This is a genomic window from Variovorax sp. V213 (assembly GCF_041154455.1).
Lineage (GTDB): Bacteria > Pseudomonadota > Gammaproteobacteria > Burkholderiales > Burkholderiaceae_C > Variovorax.
Genome location: NZ_AP028664.1, coordinates 2,872,165 through 2,889,513, shown reverse-complemented (window position 1 = coordinate 2,889,513; position 17,349 = coordinate 2,872,165). Strand labels below are relative to the sequence as shown.

At 61.0% G+C, this 17,349-nt stretch carries 15 protein-coding genes and 1 pseudogene; 10 read left to right on the top strand and 6 right to left on the bottom strand.

Going from position 1 to position 17,349, the window contains the following annotated elements; all coding sequences use genetic code 11:
* Positions 1 to 40: 40 nt before the first annotated feature.
* The 7 genes and pseudogenes from ACAM55_RS13800 to ACAM55_RS13770 form a co-directional block, all read left to right on the top strand.
* Positions 41 to 1,240, top strand: coding sequence for an ABC transporter substrate-binding protein (locus tag ACAM55_RS13800; protein WP_369652108.1), 1,200 nt, complete (start codon positions 41 to 43; stop codon positions 1,238 to 1,240).
* Positions 1,241 to 1,247: 7 nt separating this feature from the next.
* Positions 1,248 to 2,105, top strand: a complete 858-nt coding sequence (locus ACAM55_RS13795) for a branched-chain amino acid ABC transporter permease (protein ID WP_369652107.1) — start codon at positions 1,248 to 1,250, stop codon at positions 2,103 to 2,105.
* A complete protein-coding gene (locus tag ACAM55_RS13790) occupies positions 2,098 to 3,060 on the top strand; it encodes a branched-chain amino acid ABC transporter permease (RefSeq protein WP_369652106.1) in 963 nt (320 codons plus the stop codon). Before ACAM55_RS13795 ends, ACAM55_RS13790 begins: the two co-directional genes overlap by 8 nt.
* Entirely contained in the window at positions 3,057 to 3,815 is a 759-nt protein-coding gene (locus ACAM55_RS13785) for an ABC transporter ATP-binding protein (RefSeq protein ID WP_369652105.1), read from the top strand. The genes ACAM55_RS13790 and ACAM55_RS13785 overlap by 4 nt, the downstream gene beginning before the upstream one ends.
* On the top strand, positions 3,812 to 4,528 hold the full coding sequence (locus tag ACAM55_RS13780; RefSeq protein ID WP_369652104.1) for an ABC transporter ATP-binding protein: 717 nt from the start codon (positions 3,812 to 3,814) through the stop codon (positions 4,526 to 4,528). The genes ACAM55_RS13785 and ACAM55_RS13780 overlap by 4 nt, the downstream gene beginning before the upstream one ends.
* Before the next feature lie 73 nt (positions 4,529 to 4,601).
* Positions 4,602 to 5,315, top strand: a complete 714-nt coding sequence (locus ACAM55_RS13775; protein WP_369652103.1) for an IclR family transcriptional regulator — start codon at positions 4,602 to 4,604, stop codon at positions 5,313 to 5,315.
* Between the two features lie 139 nt (positions 5,316 to 5,454).
* Positions 5,455 to 5,796, top strand: a pseudogene (locus ACAM55_RS13770) (PLP-dependent transferase); the annotation flags it as partial.
* Positions 5,797 to 6,914: 1,118 nt separating this feature from the next.
* Here the strand turns inward: ACAM55_RS13770 and ACAM55_RS13765 are convergent.
* From ACAM55_RS13765 to ACAM55_RS13740, 6 genes are all read right to left on the bottom strand, one after another.
* The gene (locus ACAM55_RS13765) at positions 6,915 to 8,501 is read right to left on the bottom strand and encodes an IS66 family transposase (protein WP_369652063.1); all 1,587 of its coding nucleotides are present in this window, start codon (positions 8,499 to 8,501) and stop codon (positions 6,915 to 6,917) included.
* A 17-nt stretch (positions 8,502 to 8,518) separates the two neighbouring features.
* Positions 8,519 to 8,869 carry an IS66 family insertion sequence element accessory protein TnpB gene (gene tnpB / locus ACAM55_RS13760; RefSeq protein ID WP_369652062.1) on the bottom strand — a complete coding sequence of 117 codons (351 nt, stop codon included), beginning with the start codon at positions 8,867 to 8,869 and terminating at the stop codon, positions 8,519 to 8,521.
* Positions 8,845 to 9,360 (bottom strand): transposase, encoded by a 516-nt coding sequence (locus tag ACAM55_RS13755; protein ID WP_369652061.1) that lies wholly within the window; start codon positions 9,358 to 9,360, stop codon positions 8,845 to 8,847. The genes tnpB and ACAM55_RS13755 overlap by 25 nt, the downstream gene beginning before the upstream one ends.
* A gap of 298 nt (positions 9,361 to 9,658) precedes the next feature.
* Positions 9,659 to 10,567: a LysR family transcriptional regulator gene (locus ACAM55_RS13750; RefSeq protein ID WP_369652102.1), complete on the bottom strand. Its 909-nt coding sequence runs from the start codon at positions 10,565 to 10,567 to the stop codon at positions 9,659 to 9,661.
* 723 nt (positions 10,568 to 11,290) lie between these two features.
* A complete protein-coding gene (locus ACAM55_RS13745) occupies positions 11,291 to 12,187 on the bottom strand; it encodes an amidohydrolase (RefSeq protein WP_369652101.1) in 897 nt (298 codons plus the stop codon).
* 37 nt (positions 12,188 to 12,224) lie between these two features.
* Positions 12,225 to 12,983 (bottom strand): SDR family NAD(P)-dependent oxidoreductase, encoded by a 759-nt coding sequence (locus tag ACAM55_RS13740; protein WP_369652100.1) that lies wholly within the window; start codon positions 12,981 to 12,983, stop codon positions 12,225 to 12,227.
* A gap of 511 nt (positions 12,984 to 13,494) precedes the next feature.
* On the opposite strand from ACAM55_RS13740, the gene ACAM55_RS13735 reads away from it, so the two are divergent.
* The 3 genes from ACAM55_RS13735 to ACAM55_RS13725 all read left to right on the top strand — a co-directional run bounded on the left by ACAM55_RS13735 (position 13,495) and on the right by ACAM55_RS13725 (position 17,345).
* A complete protein-coding gene (locus tag ACAM55_RS13735) occupies positions 13,495 to 15,135 on the top strand; it encodes a GMC family oxidoreductase (protein WP_369652099.1) in 1,641 nt (546 codons plus the stop codon).
* Positions 15,136 to 15,152: 17 nt separating this feature from the next.
* Positions 15,153 to 15,566, top strand: a complete 414-nt coding sequence (locus ACAM55_RS13730) for a hypothetical protein (protein WP_369652098.1) — start codon at positions 15,153 to 15,155, stop codon at positions 15,564 to 15,566.
* Between the two features lie 804 nt (positions 15,567 to 16,370).
* Complete coding sequence (locus ACAM55_RS13725) at positions 16,371 to 17,345, top strand: substrate-binding domain-containing protein (RefSeq protein WP_369652097.1); 975 nt, start codon at positions 16,371 to 16,373, stop codon at positions 17,343 to 17,345.
* Positions 17,346 to 17,349: the final 4 nt, after the last annotated feature.

The window sequence follows — 17,349 nt, the reverse complement described above, 5'->3', positions numbered from 1 at the left end:
CACGCACATCCCCTACAAAAAACCCTAACGGAGACAAACCATGGACCGTCGTTCCTTCCTCACCGTCGCTGGCAGCGCCGCGACCGGCTCGTTGATGCTGCCGCGCTTCGCCATCGCACAGGCCAGGCCTTTCAGCTACTACAGCGTCAACGCCTTCTCGGGCAACTTCGCCACGAGCGGCAAGTACAGCGATCTTGGCGTGCGCGCGGCTGTCACGGCCTTCGGCAACGGGCTGGGCCGGCCCATCGACTACCGCAAGATCGACAGCGAAGGCAACCCCGCCATCGCGGTGCGCAAGGTGCAGCAGGCCATCGACCAGGACAAGGCGCGCCACTTCGGCAGCGCCGCGCTGTCGAACGAAGCCCTGGCCATCATGAAGGAAATCGACAAGAACAAGGGCGTCTACATCACCTATGTGGGTGCCGACGAAGTCACCGGCAAGGACTGCAACCGCTCCACGTTCCGCTGGGGCCTGCCGACCTACGGCGCGGTCAACACGGTGATGCGGCCTCTGATCCAGCAGAACCCCAAGTGGAAAAAGGTCTACACCATCACCGGCCAATACGTGTTCGGCGAAGCGCTGCTGCGCAATGCCAAGGCGGTGATGCAGGAAACGAAGCTGGAACACGTGGGCAACAGCTACCACTCGCTGGCCGAGAAGGAGTTCTCGGGCTACCTCGGCAACGCCATGGGGTCCGGCGCCGACGTGCTGGTGGTACTGAACTTCGGCGCCAACACGCTCGACCTGCTGCGCCAGGCCGCGACCTTCGGCCTGAAGCAGCGCATGGCTGTGGTGGTCGTGTGGTTCTCGGGACTCGACACATTCCAGGCCCTCGGCGCCGACGTGACCGACGGCATGTACTTCGGATTGCAGTACTGGCATACGCTGGAGACCCCCGCGAACAAGGATTTCGTGCGCGTTTACAAGGGCGAGTTCAAGGAGAACCCGCGCTTCTACTCGGCCGCCGACTACCAGGTCGCCACGCTGATGTTCGACGCCGCCAAGCGCGCCGGCAGCGACGAACCCACCGCGATCGTGAAGGCGCTGGAAGGCCACAGCTACCAGGGCCTCACCGGCGACGAGCAGATCAGACCCTTCGATCACCAGGTGTCCAAGAACTACCTGCTGGTGCGCGGCAAGAAGAAAGCGGCGATGAAGGACGCGGACGACTACGCCGACATCCTGTCCTCGTCGCGTGCGCTGGTTCCCCAGGCCGAATCCGATTGCAAGCTGGTGTGAGCAGGTCATGAACATCTACCTGTTCCAGGCGCTCAATGGGCTCGGAGTCGGCATGGTTTACTTCCTGCTGTCCGTGGGTCTGAGCATCATCTTCGGGCTGCTCGGCTTCGTGAACTTCGCGCATGGCGCACTGTTCCTCATCGGGGCTTACACCGCGATGTTCGTCACTGCCCAAACCGGCAGCTTCCTGCTCGGCCTTGTCGCCTCGTTTGCGGCTGTGGCCGTCATCGGGGTGGTGGCGGAGCGCTGGCTGCTGCGGCGCACCTACCGCATGCCGCACGAGTCGCAGATCCTCATCACGGTGGGCCTGACATTCATCCTGACCGAAGGCGTGGTGATGATCTTTGGGCCCGAGTCGCAGCAGGTGCCCATGCCCGAAATGCTCGCCGGCGTGTTCATGCTCGGTGCCTATCCGGTCCCGGTCTACCGCGTTTTCATCTTCGGGGTCTGTGCAGTGGTGGGGCTGGGGCTGTGGTTTCTCTTCGAGCGCACGCTGTTCGGCGCTCGGGTTCGCGCGGGCAACGAATCGTCCGAGATGCTCAACCTGCTAGGCATCAGGGTCAGCAGGGTCTATGCCCTGACCTTTGCGCTGGGAACCGGACTGGCGGGGCTGGCGGGCGGCCTCGCCGCACCGCTGCGCGGCGCCGATCCCTCGATGGGGGTGGAAGCGATCGTGATCGCTTTCGTCGTCGTTGTCCTCGGCGGCATCGGCAGCTTCAGTGGGCCCTTGGTAGGCGGACTGATCATCGGTGTCACACAAAGCATGATGAGCGCGATCTGGCCCGAGGGCGCACGCCTGGCCATCTTCATCGTCATGGCGGGCATCCTCCTCGTCATGCCCAAGGGGTTGTTCGGCCGTGCTTGAAAAGATCAAACATTCTTCCGGGCTGTTCTGCCTGGCGCTGGCCGCCTTTGCGCTGGCCATGCCGCTGGTGATGGGCTCGACGGCGACCGCTGGCGTGGTGCTGGTGTTTGCGATTGCGGCGGCGGCCTGCAACCTGTTGCTGGGCTACGCTGGCCTGCTGAGCTTCGCGCAGGGCAGCTTCTTCGGCGTGGGCTCCTATGCCGTCGGCATGGTGCTGAAGGCGGCACCGGGCGCGGGCGTGGCGGCGCTGCTCGTGTGCATCGCGGCCGGGATGGTCGTGGCGTTGGCAATCGGAATGCTGAGCATTCGCCAGCGAGGTATCTATTTCGTGATGATCACGCTTGCGATGGCGCAGCTCGCCTACTTTGCCGCGCTCTCCTTCCCCCAGTTCACTGGCGGCGAGAACGGATTGCTCGACATTCCGCGTCCTGTGACCGGCCTTGAGGGCCTCATCGGCGAAGGCGCCGGCCAGTATGCGTTGATCGCCGTGGTTTTCGTGCTTGCAATCGCGTTCTTGCGCCTCGTGGTGCGCTCGCCCTTCGGTCGCGCACTGGATGCGGTGCGCGAGAACGAAGTGCGCGCGCAGACCGCCGGCTACGACGTCCAGAAGCTCAAGCTGCTGGCTTTCTGCCTCTCCGGGGGCATCACCGCACTGGCCGGCGCGCTCTACGCGCTGCAACTGCGCTCGGCGCCGCTGTCTAACATCGACCTCATGACCTCCGAGACCATACTCATCATGGCAATCCTCGGCGGACGCCGGTCGCTTCTTGGCGCGGCCTTCGGCGCGCTCGCGATGACCTTGATGGCTGAGCAGCTGTCCCAGCTGTGGCCCCGCTGGCAGTTGATCGTCGGTTTCGTGCTGATTGCCGTGGTGCTGTTTGCGCCCCGCGGACTCGGTGGCGCCTGGGCGCATTGGCGGGCCCGGCGCAGCGTGCATGCAGGAGATCACGCATGACCGCGAGCAACCCCTTCCTGGCTGCGCACGGGCTTGGTCTCGACTACGGCCGCTTCACTGCTGTCGGCAAGGTCGATATCGAACTGGGCACGACCGGCCTGCACTCGCTGATCGGTCCGAACGGCGCAGGCAAGACATCCTTCTTCAACATCGTCAGCGGGCGCCTGCCGGCCAGCCGTGGCAGCTTGATCTTCGAGGGGCAGGACATTACGCGCTCCGGAGCGCATCGGCGAGCCCGGTGCGGCATGGCGCGAAGCTTCCAGGTGACGAGCCTGTTCGGCGAAAGCAGCGTGCTGCACAACCTGCAGATGGCGGCGATGGGCGTCGAGCCGTCGCGCTCCTACAGGTTCTGGAGCAACTGGACGCGCGAGACGCAAAGGCTCGACATCGCCATGGACGTACTGCGCGAGCTGGAGCTGACGCGCCATGCCGCGACCCCTGTCGCTGCACTCGCACACGGTGTCCAGCGCGTGGTGGAGATCGGCATGTGCCTGGCCGCCCGACCTCGCCTGCTGTTGCTGGACGAGCCGTTGGCTGGACTCGGCCTTGCGGACGTGCCCCGCATCACCGAGTTGCTGCAGCGGCTCAAGGCGCGCTACTCGGTGTTGCTGGTCGAGCACAACATGCGCGTGGTCATGGGTATCAGCGATCGCATCACCGTCATGTTCCAAGGCAACGTGATTGCCGAAGGTGTACCTGCGGCCATCCGAGAGAACGCCCAGGTGCGGCGGGTCTATCTGGGGAGTCATTCATGAGTGAGGCCATTCTGGTGCTGGAGAACGTGAATGCGTCCTACGGCAAGAGCCATGTGCTGCATGGCGTTTCGATGCATGTGAATGCAGGCGAGATCGTGAGCGTGCTCGGGCGCAATGGCATGGGCAAGACGACGACGATGCGTACGATCGTCGGGCTGCTGCGTGCGCATGCCGGGTCGGTGTGCTTCGAAGGCGTCGATCTCGCAGGCATGGCGGTTGACGACATCGCGCGCCGCGGCATCTCGCTGGTGCCCGCACATCGGGGCATCTTCACCTTGCTGTCGGTGCAGGAGAACCTGCAGATCGCACAGAGAAAGCATGCGGCGTGGACGTTGGAGCGTGTTTACGACGAGTTTCCGCGCCTGCGCGAGCGTCGACGCAACCTCGGCGGTGCGCTCTCCGGCGGCGAGCAACAGATGCTCGCCATTGCGCGGGCGTTGGTACAGGGGCCCAGGCTGCTGCTGCTCGACGAGCCGACGGAAGGCCTTGCGCCCGTGATCGTGGATGAACTCACGGAACTGATTCGAGGCGTCGGCGTATCGGGCATCTCGATCGTGCTGGTGGAGCAGAGCTTTGCAGTCTGCCGCGCGCTCGCCCGGCGCCACTACATTCTCGAGGAAGGCGTTGTTGTCTACGAAGGCCGAACCGAAGAATTTGATGCCGATGCCTCGGTGCTCGAACGGTTCCTGGGCCTGGACGTCGACGCACATTGAGAGTGGTCTACGTGTCTGTGGTGTCCAGAAGGGTCGCGCTAAACTCGATCGATCTTCTTCTGGGTGGCATTCGATGGCTGATGATTCCGGTGTGAGCGCGGTGGAACGAGCCCTGAGCCTGCTCGACGCATTCAACGAGCTGGACTATGCGTTGACGCTCGCCGATCTTGCGCGCCGTACGGGGCTCTACAAGAGCACGATCCTGCGATTGGCGGAGTCGCTGCAGCGCACGGGCTATCTCAAGCGCCTAGCTGACGGATCTTTTCAGCTGGGTGCAGCGCCGTTGCGGCTCGGTGCGATCTACCAGCGGCAGTGTCGCACTTCGGAACACGTCCCCGAGGTGCTTCGCGAAGTGGTCGAAGCCACCTACGAGTGCGCATCGTTCTACATCCGGGACGGTGAGCACGCGGTGTGTCTTCATCGGGTCGACTCGGCCCGCATGATCCGCGATGCCATCCGCGAAGGCGATCGCTTGCCAATCGACAAAGGCGCCGCCCCGCAGGTGCTTTTGGCTTTTGGTGAGAAAAAGACCGGAAAGAAATTCGACCGTATCCGCGCCGAGATGTCTTGTGCCTCGTTCGGCGAGTACGACGCGGAGATCGCGGCCTTGTCGGTGCCGGTGCTGAGCGTGAATCGGCAGCTGGTAGGAGCGCTGACGATTTCCGGGCCGCGTTATCGCTTCGAGAACGTCGATCAGGCGCCGATGCTTCAGGCGCTTTTCGCCGGGGCGCGCAAATTGACTGACCTATTTGGTGGTGACGCCAAGTGGTTCGATACCGCGCCCTAGCTGCGCGTGTGATGCGGGTCTGCATTGTCCTTGCCACATCGCCGCAACCCGATGTGCGATTTTGCCCAGTGCGACGACGGGGCGGCGGCTTCATGTTCCGATACATTGAAGCTCCTGATCCTGCAGAAGAGTTCCCGCCATGTCTCAAGACATCAGCACCCGACTGATCCACCACGGCTACGTTCCACCGGCCGGCTACCAGGCGGTTCCGCCGGGCGTGTTCAAGGGCTCGACCGTCTTGTTCCCGAACGTGGCAGCGGTGCGCAAACGAGCCAAGGCGTTCGGCCACCGTGACGGGTACAGCTACGGCCTCTATGGCACGCCGACGACGTATACCCTTGAACAGCGTCTTTGCACGCTCGAAGGCGGTCGGCACTGCCTGCTCTGCCCGAGCGGGCAGGCAGCCATCGCCTCGGTCAACCTCGCTTTGCTGTCGAGTGGCGACGAGGTGCTTCTGCCCACCAACGTCTATGGGCCCTCGCTGCGCCATGCAGATCGATCAGGTCGCCGAAGGTGGTCGGGTCCTTGACCTTTGAACGGGTGGCGGGCTCGCCTAGATCGATGCGGCGCTCGGTCGCGAGAGCCCACTCCTGGGGTGCCGTCGAAAGGTTTCGCTCGCGTAGACACCCTTGCGGCGGACTTACGCGCGCCAGTTGCCGGACGGAAGCTGCTTGAAGGTGGGCATTTCGTGTGCGCTATGTGTGCACTGACAGGGCGAAATGGGGCGTATTCGGGCGTTTTGGAGTGCACACGAGCGTGCACACGCGGGGTTCTAAGTGTATGAATGATATCGCTAAGTCGTTGAATTTAAAAGAGAAAATTGTCTCAGTCGCTCCTATGAGGGCACACTGGCGGTTTGCCCGATTCTGTCGCCGCGGATCGTGCGCCATGTGGTCCGCGTCAGCGACCGGCGCAAACCTCTGAGTGCTGCTGCGCATTCGCTGGTAGACCTTGTAGCGGACGAGATTCGAAGGATGCTAAGTGTTGGCAAGGCAGACAAGTAAAGGTTCAATTCGCGTCGGTGCGGCAAGTCCCATCCGCTTCAAGCGCGTCGGCTTGTAGGCGCAGGGCCGCACGGCCATTCTCAGAATCATTTATCGCAACCCGGCCGAACTTTCGGACGGCGAGTGCGCAGACATCTGAGCTGCGATGCCCCAAGAAGAGCCAATCGATGGAATTCGGCTCGTGCGGCCGGCGAGCTGCGGTCGCGTCAGGCCAGAGCAGCGGTCGACTTGCCTAGCGCGCACAACGTGGGGATGCGCTGATCGCTCTACCTCGCGATCTCCGCGAGGCGCTCCTCGATGATGCATCCCACCGCCGCCATCCCCGCCGCCTCGAGGGTTGTGATCCTGGCTTCTAATTCCGGCCGCCCGTGCTGCGCGATGAGCGGCCGCTTGATCTCGACGAGGGGGGTATCTACAAACCGAAAATGGACGGCGCTCGCCGATGGCCGAGTTCCACGGCACGGCGCAGTTGCGAACGCGCAGCGGCATCGACGCCACGAAATGACCCCCCGGGGGTACAGAGCTTCGATCACCGTAAGCAGTCAATAAACCACGCCCTTGCGCGTGGTGTCAGAGCCGATGCGCGCAGGACGGCCTACGCGCCGCCGAGTTCAAGGTTCCAGGGCAGCAGCGCCTCGTAGTCGTCGACCGTTTGCGCCAGCGGCAGCTTCTTGAACAGCGCGACGAGGTAGCGGTAGGGCTCGACGTTGTTGGCCTTGGCGGTCTCGATCAGCGAGTAGAGATTGGCGCTCGCGTTGGCACCGCCGACGGTGTCGGCGAACAACCAGCTGCGCCGCCCGACGACGAAGGGCCGGATGGCGTTCTCCACCGGGTTGGAGTCCAACGGCCAGGAGCCGTTGTCCAGGAACCGCACGAGCTTGGGCCACTGACCGTGCAGGTAGTGCAGCGCTTCACCCAGCAGACTCGACGGCGCAACGCTGTGCAGGTGCGTGAGCAGCAAGCGCTCGATCTCGCGCACGATGGCGGCGCTGTAGCGCGAACGCAGTCGCAGGCGGCGCGCGGGCGTCCAGTGCCTGGCCAAGGACTCCGCACGGTACAGCTTGCCAATCAGCCGTACGAACCGGGCCGCGATCTGATCGGACGAGCGGGCTGCCTTCGGGATGGACTCGTCAGCCTTGATGAACGGCCTGCGCGCGTGCACCCAGCATCCAAGGTGCGTGAGACCGCCGGCCTTCGCGATGCCGTTGTAGACCTCGTAGCCGTCGGTGATGAGCGTCGTTCCGGGACGGATGCCGGCATACAGCTTCTCGGCGTGCACGGCGCCGCGCCCCGGTGCATAGGCGAACAGCCGTACCGGTGGACCAGTGCCATTCATCTGCGCCCACATGAAGCTCTTCGTCTGTGCCTTGCGCCCAGGCTCCTTGAGCACCTGGACCGTGGTCTCGTCGCCGTAGATCAGGTCCGAGTCCAGCAAGTGGTCGCGCAGCAGGTTGATGACCGGCTGTACAGCCTGGCCGATGCGCACGATGCCGGAAGCCAGCGTATTGCTCGCGATGTCGCCACCGAAGCGGCGCAGCAATACGGCCGTTCGGTACAGCGGCATGCCGAACTGGTACTTGCCGGTGATGACCCAGGCCTGGGCCTGCTCGGTGAGCAGCCCGCGCGCGATGATGCGCGCCGGCGTCGGTGCAACCTTCAGGCTCTGATCGCAGCAGGGACAGGCGTACTTGATGCGGTGGTGCTGCAGCACGCGCACCTGTTCGGGGATGACATCCATCTGCTCGCTAACCTCGGCGCCGATCTCCACCAGCGCGTGCCCGTCATGCGCGCACACACGCTCGGCCTCGGGCAGTTCGTGGCGCACGATCTCGCGCGGCAGCGCAGGGTCCAGCGGCTTGCGTCCGCGTTTCTTACGTTGATGGCCCGCGACCGGTGTCGACTCCTCTTCGTCGATGTCTTCGACCTCGGCCTGCGGCGTCTGATCTGTGGGCGCGAGCGCCTCGGCCTCGTTGAGGAACAGGTCCTTCTGATCGGTGCCGCGGGCTTCGCTCTTGGCGGCGAAGAGCTGGCGCTGCAAGGACCTCAACCGCTCGAGCGCCAAGTCCCGCTCGGTGGTCGCTACTCGAAGCGCGCCGGCCAGCGCATCGCGCTCGGCGATGAGCGCGACGAGTTCTTCAGCGGTGATGGTGGCGGGCGACGACACGCCCGCTTGGATCGGCATGCCCCATCATTGTTCCTTCAGGCCACGCTGGAATAGCGCAGACGAGAGTGGCGTTGCACCACCGCGATATCGATGCCCTCCAGCAACCAGTGCAGCTGTTCGGCCGTCAGCGTGGGAACCGCATCGGCCGAGGGCCAGATGAACCTGTCCTTCTCCAGGCGCTTGAGCAACAGCCAGAAGCCGTTGCGCTCCCAACCCAGGATCTTCACCCGGTCGCGCCGGCGGTTGCTGAACACGTACGCGCACGAGGCGAACGGGTCCAGGCCCAGCGCCTGCTCCACCAGCACGGCCAAGCCGTTGATGCTCAACCGGAAGTCCACCGGCTCGCGGTGCAGGTAGACCTTCAGCCCTTCGTCGAAGCGGAACATGGCAATCGGCTCAACATCTGCACCAGCGTCGGCAATTCCTGCAAGCTCGTCTCGCCGAGATCGAGCTGCACACCGTTGGGCAGCCGCACCTGCAAACCGACCATCGGGGTCGATGCCGCCAAGGAGCTCTCATTCGGGATCACCGCCACGGCCGTAGCAGGTGTGTGGGCTACCGCGGGCGCAGCCACCGCACGCTCGCGCTGCGGCGGATCCTGTTCACCCTCTACGCGCACGGCAACGAATGCCGCATCGTGCGTTCGCGCGATGTCACCAGTCGGCACCTGGGCACTTCGCCGCTGGTAAGCCGTGATCCACGTCCTCAGAAGGTTCGTGTTGACACCGTGCTCCATCGCCATGCGTGCCACCGACACTCCCGGCTTGAGGCAGGCAACGATCAATTCCTTCTTGGCAGCTTCGTCGTAGACGCCGCGACCGTCACTCTTGCGTCCCACAACCAGCCGGCTTCTCAACTCCGCGTACTGCTCTGTCATCTCTACATGTCCATGTTGCTCTACATGGGCACGTAGCCTCACAGCTCATCGTTCACTCAACAAGGGCGTGGTTAATTGACCGCGTACCGATCACCGTGTCAGAGGCCCATGCCCTTTGGATCCGATCAACGCCAATTCCGCGCGCAGCGCCCGCACCGTGTGAATCTCCGCCTGCGCGCGCAACGTCTACGTGGCAGGGCTGCGCTACGTCCACCAAGCCATACCGACGAACAGCGATTTCGGCACCGCTTCGCTCAATACGATGCCTGTGTTCAGCGCGTACCGCACGACCTCAAGCCTATGCTTTAGAAGCGGCTGCTGAAGCGACGGATGTCAGATGCTCCAATAAGCTGGTAACCGAGGTGTTGACTGAACGGTCTCGCCGGACGCAGACGAGCATTTTTCTCTCCGCCCAATCTTCGGGAAGTGGCCGTACGACCAGCCCCATTCCTTCCCCCATGGTCCTTGCTGCTTGAAATGGCAAAAGTCCGATGCCAAGTCCAGCCTTAACCATTTTGCATACCGCCTCAAAGCTACGAACCTGTATACGCAGCTGCAGCATCTTTTCCGCCACGACCGCTTGTTCAGCCAGCAGTCGCATCATGGAAGACCCACCCTCAAGAGCGATGATGTCGTGGTCGAGAACCTCCAGGAAACGCAAACCCTCCTTCAGGGCCAGCGCGTGACCAGCAGGCATCACGACTGCAAGTCGATCCGTTCGGTAGGGAAAAACATGTAGCCCTTCGACCCGAATTCCTTCCACAACGATGCCGATGTCAGCATCTGCCGCGAGCAGCGCCTTCACGATCTCAGCACTCCATCGCTCCTCGACCACCAGACGAACATCGGGGTGAGCGCGAGCGTAGTTGGAAAGATCATCCGGCAGTGACTCCGTCATCGCAGACGTGTTGGCCAGTATGCGCAGGGCACCACGACGCCCCGCAGCAAAGTCGCTCATTTCTGCTTGCATCTGGTTCATTAAAACCAGCATGACTTTGGCATGAACCAGCAAAGATGTGCCAGCCGGGGTGAGCTCCACCCCTCTTGGCGACCGCTCCAGCAAGGCTGTCTTGAATCGATGCTCCAACAATGCAATTCGTCGACTCGCCGCGGCCAACCCTATGTGATAAGCATCGGCAGCCTTCGTCAAGCTGCGTTGTTCAGCAGCGAGTACGAACAAGGCGATGGAGTCAATGTCTGGAAGCATGTTCGAAAAAGAGGCGGTCGATCTCGTGAGAGGCAATATCGCCCAGGCCCGGAAGCGGCAGCAGGGTACGTCCATCTCGATCCCCACCGACGTCTGAACGGCCACATCGGTGAACTCGAAGGACGCTTTGCCTGGGTAGCGCGCATGACTGCGCGTGGTTCATCAATGGCCGCACGCGAGCCGTGAGGTCGATCCCGATTTGCCGACTTCATTCCCGAAGCGAACGTCGGGCATGTGGTCATGAAACACATGAACGGTCGACAATCATTTCATGGACTCCTGTTCCCTGGGGGAAAGTGTAGGAGTGAGGGTGAATGTCGACAAATGATCTGTAGCGATACGTCCATGCGAATTTGGTATGGGCCCGGCTTGCGCCGCTACCGAGTCCTGTAACGATGCAGTGCCCACGGACAAGCCCATGACATGGCGCGAGAACAAGTCGCCCGGCTCAGAAACACCAGCCCTCGCGAGTGCGGACCTCAGTGATGTTCGTGGCCCAGGACTGGTTGGGCTCGCTGAAGATGAAGCGCGGCTGCAGTGGCCTTGGGCAGCATCCGCCGGCTTGACGCCACGACTTGATAGACCGCGGATCTCCTCGCGGCACCAGGTTTGAGGCTCAGCGGTGCTGGAAACCCGGGCTATTCGCGTTAACCCCGAAGCGGCTCGAACAAAAGAGCGATAGCCACCGGAAAAATGGGTGGCTATCGCGACGGTGATGTCCGATCAAAGACGGTACACGCGCCGGGCGTTGTCGTGAAACAGCTTCCGCTGATCGGTCTCAGACATGCCTTCAACCAGTTCGAAGAAGGCCTCATAGATGCGATCGAAGCTCGAGTAGATCTTGTCGACCGGGAAATTCGACGCGAACATGCAGCGGTCAACCCCGAAAATTTCGATGGTCGCAAGGACGAATGGCCGGATGCTGGCAACCGTCCAGTCCGGATCGACCATTCCCAACCCCGAGATCTTGGCGTTGACATTCGGGTTTGCCGCAAGCGCCTGCATCCCGTCGTGCCACGCTTGAATGCCAGCGGGATCACGGTCCAAAGGCATGCCGGTGTGGTTCAGTACGATCGTCGTCCCCTGATGGGCCCGCGCCACCTTTGCCGCATCTGGCATTTGGTGAGGATAGAGCTGAAGATCAAATGAAAAGGAATACTTCTCCAGGAGATCGAAGCCGTGCAGCCACTTGGGATCTGTCAACAGATCGTTTCGTTCCACGAAGCTGTACTTTGAGTTCGGATGCCAGTTGAGGATTTGGCGAATCCCCCGCACGGCCTTGCTCCGTGCATGAGCTGCCAGAACCTCATCGACATTGTCGTCCTCGAGATTGGCGTGCGCGACGATGGCGGTTGGAAAACCGGTTTCGTCCTTCATCTTTTGAAGCCACCGCGTCTCGGCCAGGATGTCTGACGAGAGCGCATCGAGATGCACGTCCTTCACAACGTTCCAACGCTTGGAGTCTTCCTTGTAGTCTGCAAGCGAATAGGATCTCATGATCGACCTCAGACTGCCAGCGATGGGCGCGACAGGCTCACCAGGTTGACAGAGCCAAGGATAGGAATAGTTCTCCAGGTCCCACAGGTGATGATGCGGGTCGATGATCGCCTTAGTTGCCACGTTCAACTCCTTTTATCTAGGTTGCCGAGAATGATCGTCAGCCGGCAACGTAGCCCCCATCGACCATCAGAATGTGCCCTGTGATGAAGGCAGCGTTGTCGCTCGCGAGGAAGATCAAAGCCTTGGCCACTTCGTCCGGCTCAGCCCAACGCTTCATGGGGTGGGCATCCTTCACGGCCTTCGCGCCGGCTTCCGGATCCGGCAGGCCAGCGAGGTAGCGGGTGAGGAAAGGCGTGTTGATCGCGCCCGGGCCCACGGCATTTACACGAATGCCGTTACCGGCGTATTCCACCGCCAACTGGCGGACGAATTGGAGGACGGCTCCCTTGGAAGCGCAGTAAGCAGCTTGTGACGGCAAGCCGACCACACTGGAGATCGAACCTGTCGCCGTGATGGAGCCCTTGCCTGCCTTGAGCATGTTCGGCAGCGCACGCTTAGCGCAAAGGAAGAATGACTTGGCGTTGCCAGTCATCACTGCGTCCCACTCTTCTTCCGAAGTTTCGTGCAGAGCCTTGCCGATCATATAGCCGGCGTTATTGATCAGCGACTCAATAGGGCCAAACTCGGCTTCGCCGGCGCTGAATATTTTCTCAACGTCGGCGCTCTTGGAGACATCACCCACCGTAGTCACTACCTTGGCGTTCGGGAATTCCTTAGCCAATTCGTGCACGTTGTCGGCGATATCGGTCGCCACAACCTTCGCGCCCTCTTCGGTGAGTTGTTTGACGATTTCACGGCCGACACCGCCGGCGGCGCCGGTCACCAAAAAGACGCGATCTTTCAGTACGTTGTTCAATTTAGGTCTCCAAGGGTGAAATTAGGAGGCCGATCGTACTGATTGGCTTTAGCACCAGCTAGACGCAATTCGATTTGGTTGCCATAGGCGGATCCTATGTGGTATTTCCCCTCAGCGGCCGGCGGAAAAGGCTGCCGTGCAGGAGCCGTTCTGCAAAGTCAGCGATTTACTACGACGTAGGGTAAACCATTAGGACCGACCACCGGTTGGGCTGCAAACGGAGGTGCCAGCTCCTCGGAGGAATGCCACTCGGCCAATTCAGAATGCCTATGGGTGTCAGTTGGAAAGTCGCATTGCGGCCCATTTGTGAGTGGCCATACCATGACAGCAGGAGACAGGGCGGGTTACTGGGAAGTACGGCGCCAGCCTCTGACCAGAGATCGAGAAGCTGTGGCGGAAACAAGATTGCGCCACTTCTGTCTGTGTGCCAGGAAGCAATGAATTAGAACTGACCGGCTGATGGGCGGACTATTTTTTTGCACTGGTTATAGTAACTTGGCAAGAATTAGCTATGAATATTACGACAAATAATCGAGGGACCGTGGATGCGGTCATCGTAGGCTCTGGTCCCAGCGGTGCAGTCGCTGCAATGCATCTGGCGAAAGCGGGAATGTCGGTGGTTTGCCTGGAACAAGGCGAATACCCGAACTACACGTCGATTAATTTTGACGAGAGCACTTTCGAGTTGAAGCGTGACCAAGTATTCAACTGGAATCCAAATCGCCGAATGAACAGCGCAGACTATCCGATCAACGACACTGAATCCGACGTGGCCCCCTTTATGTGGAACGGTGTCGGTGGCAGTTCAGTGATCTATGCAGCCGCGTGGCACCGCTTTCAGCCCAGCAATTTTCGAGTCAAGACTCTGGACGGCGTAGCAGAAGACTGGCCGCTCACTTACGAGGATCTGGCTCCTTATTACACCCAAGCCGAGCTTCAGTTCTCCGTGTCCGGTGTCGGCGGAGATCCTTCGTATCCGCCTTTCGACCCACCTCTGCCGCCCATGCCGATGAGCGACTTGACCAAAAAGATGTTTGCAGCGCACAAGCGACTGGGTTGGCACATCTGGCCAGGTACCAATGCGATCGCCACCGTAAAGAACAACGGGTTGACCCCTTGTGTGCGCCGCGGCGCCTGCATGGCGCCGGCGTGCTTCGATGGTGCAAAGGCGTCGACGGACCGCACTCACTGGCCGACCAACATCAAGCTTGGCGTGAAGTTGATCCAGCGAGCTCGCGTTTCTCGCGTCGAGACAGACGCGCAGGGCATGGCCACTGGCGTTACTTACATTGACCGGGAAAGTGGCAAAGAACATTTCCAGTCCGCACGGATTGTCATTCTGGCCGCCAACGGAATCGGAACACCGCGCATCTTGCTCAACTCGCACAGCGCACGGTTCCAGACCGGTTTAGCAAACAGTTCGGACATGGTGGGCCGCAATCTGATGATGCATCCGCATGGGATGGTGATGGGCCTTTTCGACGACTTCTTCGACAGCTGGCAAGGCCCGACCGGTCAGCGCGCCTATTCGCAACAGTTCACCGAAACTCAGCCTGACGTCGGTTTCTATCGAGGGGCGAAGTGGCAGCTCATGGGTACGGGCGGGCCACTTAGCCAGATTGGTGTCTGGCCGTGGGGCAAGCCGGCCGGCTGGGGCGAAGAGTTCCACAAGACGGTTTCGCAACGCTTCGGCCACTCGGGCATGTGGTCGATCATCGGAGAAGACCTGCCGAACCCAGAAAATCGTGTGCTCCTTGATTCGACACTGAAAGACGCTGATGGCATTCCCGCCCCGAAGGTCGTCTACCGTTGCGACGAGAACTCGAAGAAGCTGGTCGCATGGCACGAAGAACACGCGGCAATGTCGTTCAAGGAAGCCGGAGCCTATGAGGTCGTCAAGGCTCCCGATTCGCGGGAAACCGGCTGGCACATCCTCGGGGCAGCACGCATGGGTACCGATCCGATGACCTCAGTCGTCGACGCTTGGAACCGTGCACACGATGTGCCCAACCTGTTCGTTGTCGATGGCAGTGTGATGCCGACTTCAGGTCCGGTGAATCCAACTGGCACCGTAGCGGCTTTGGCTTTGCGCGCAGCCGACGGTATCGTCAAGAACCGCCGCACCCAAGTGGTGTCGGGCCATAGCAAGTAAGGCAGGGGCACAGAATCATGCAGATCAACTACAAAGATATTGAAGCGCAACTGTCTTGGATGTGCGATGCGATGATCCCAGGCAGTGCCGAACTCGACATGCCGTCGGCGAGCAAACTTGAATTGATCACTAAGCTGCTGCCGCGCGCGCTCGAGGCGCGACCCGACCTGGCCCCGAAGTTCTATGAGACTGTTGCGTCGCTCCCCGCCGAACCCCCCGCCGATCCGCTCAAGGTGATCAACGCAGTCCCTGTCGCACAGATGGAAGTTGTCGGCCGCTTTATTGCCGGTGCCTACTTGACAGCCAGCGAGGTGACGACCGCGCTGCGTTTCCCCGGTTTCCAAGCGCTTTATGAAAACGTCGACTACGACGAGATCATGGAAGCGATCGAACCAATCATTGAACGAGGGCCCTGCTACGTGATCGTGTAGCGGGTACCCCCACTGCTTTGACCCTGGGGACCGGTTTCCCGGGCGATTTCGGTCTGTTTTTCGCTTTCTGGAAGCCGCCAACAGCGCGTCCGCAAAGCTGGGTCTTGAACGCCACACCTCGGCAGACCGAGTGCCCTGCCAAGCCATTGGCGGGCCGTTTCCCAATTGCGGTTCATGGCGCCACGAACGCATCGAACCCATCGAACTGCTCCTGCTCCTGCGTCAGCTACAAGGGGGCCGTGACGCCCGCTTCCTGCGGTGGCAGGGTGCAGACCGTCGACGCCCGCCTACATCTCTTGCATCTGGCACCTCGCACCTGGCAACTTCTCAAAGCGCATCCACGGTTATGCAGTTCCTCCTGAAGGGAGCTGGCCAGAGTGGAGGTGCCAGTGCTTGATGGCGTATTCGGATCTTGCCCAACAAAACCGTCGCCGAATTTCGCGCAATCCGGCTGTTTGACAGAGGGCAGCCGCCTGTCGCGCTGAGCCGGACTTGCAAGCGCCGCGCAGTCTCGACCGGCCCGTCTTGCTCAGATGGCCGAGCGCCAGCGTTTGCTCGACCTCGACTAAGGAATCTCGCAACGCTCCACCGTCGTGGGCGGACGGTGCCCGCGCTAACCGCGGCCAGCGAGCGAGCAGCAATAGGTAAACCCAATTGTCGCCAGAAGCCGTTGCGGATTGTTCGCGACTATTCGGAGTGCCAAGATCGACTTGCGCAACGGGAGTCAACCCCGGAGGCGCGGAGCTGAAGGCTCTTTCATCAACAAGATTCTGCCGGCTTTTGACCGGCGTACGGAGACAATTCATGAAGCACAACAAACGCCATTTTCTGAAACTGGCAGCGTTCGCCAGCGCCGCGATGTTCGCGACAACGCTCACGACCACTGCTTTCGCAGCCGATCAAAAGTTTCGTATTGGTTACTCGCAGTTCTGGGGCACAAACAAATTTCTGCGTACGCAGGTCAAAGGTGCTCAAGCGGCGATGGCCGAGTGGAAGAAAAAGGGAGTCAATGTCGAACTGATCGTTACGAACGGTGGCGACACAGACACGACCAAGCAAGTGGCAGACCTGGAAGATCTTTCTGCACAGCACATTGACGGCCTGCTCATTTTTCCTGGCGACTCGGTGGTTCTGGCCGGCCCGGTAAAGAAATTGTTCAACGACAACAAGCTTCCCGTTGTCGTGACCGATATCGGGCTCAAATCGGGCGATTGGATTACCTACGTGGGTACCGAGAACGAGTTGGGCGGGCGCATGGCGGCAGACTATATGGCAACGCTGGTGCCAGCGGGTTCCAAAGTCATTGTTTTCGATCATGGTCCCGCGGTCCAAGTGATCATCGATCGCAATCGCGGCTTCGAAAAGCGCGCAGCCGAACTCGGGCTCAAAGTTCTTCCTCGCAAGGTCATGAAGCTGTCCCTCGAGGACGGTCGCAGAACCATGGAAGATACCCTGACTGAAGTCCCCGATATTGCTGGCGTGTTTTTCCAAAATCACGCCCCAGCCATTGGTGCTGCGGCAACGCTTCAGGCAGAGAACAACAAGAAGGTGAAACTGGTTAATTTCGACACCGACCCGACTGCCTATCAGATGGTTCGCGATGGAAAAATTGCCGGTACGATTGTTCAGGATCCATATCAGATGGGCTATGTTGGCATGAACTCAATGCTCACGCATCTGACTGGCGGCAAGACCAAAAAGAACATCGAACTTGCGCCGAAGCTCATGACGCCCAAGAACGTCGCCGAATTCTCCAACGACCCACAAGTCCAAAAATGACCAG

Coding starts and splice junctions, on each gene's coding strand:
- ACAM55_RS13800 (WP_369652108.1), top strand. CDS start 41: ATGGACCGTCGTTCCTTCCTCACCGTCGCTGGCAGCGCCGCGACCGGC.
- ACAM55_RS13795 (WP_369652107.1), top strand. CDS start 1,248: ATGAACATCTACCTGTTCCAGGCGCTCAATGGGCTCGGAGTCGGCATG.
- ACAM55_RS13785 (WP_369652105.1), top strand. CDS start 3,057: ATGACCGCGAGCAACCCCTTCCTGGCTGCGCACGGGCTTGGTCTCGAC.
- ACAM55_RS13780 (WP_369652104.1), top strand. CDS start 3,812: ATGAGTGAGGCCATTCTGGTGCTGGAGAACGTGAATGCGTCCTACGGC.
- ACAM55_RS13775 (WP_369652103.1), top strand. CDS start 4,602: ATGGCTGATGATTCCGGTGTGAGCGCGGTGGAACGAGCCCTGAGCCTG.
- ACAM55_RS13765 (WP_369652063.1), bottom strand. CDS start 8,501: ATGCCGATCCAAGCGGGCGTGTCGTCGCCCGCCACCATCACCGCTGAA.
- tnpB (WP_369652062.1), bottom strand. CDS start 8,869: ATGTTCCGCTTCGACGAAGGGCTGAAGGTCTACCTGCACCGCGAGCCG.
- ACAM55_RS13755 (WP_369652061.1), bottom strand. CDS start 9,360: ATGACAGAGCAGTACGCGGAGTTGAGAAGCCGGCTGGTTGTGGGACGC.
- ACAM55_RS13750 (WP_369652102.1), bottom strand. CDS start 10,567: ATGCTTCCAGACATTGACTCCATCGCCTTGTTCGTACTCGCTGCTGAA.
- ACAM55_RS13735 (WP_369652099.1), top strand. CDS start 13,495: ATGAATATTACGACAAATAATCGAGGGACCGTGGATGCGGTCATCGTA.
- ACAM55_RS13730 (WP_369652098.1), top strand. CDS start 15,153: ATGCAGATCAACTACAAAGATATTGAAGCGCAACTGTCTTGGATGTGC.
- ACAM55_RS13725 (WP_369652097.1), top strand. CDS start 16,371: ATGAAGCACAACAAACGCCATTTTCTGAAACTGGCAGCGTTCGCCAGC.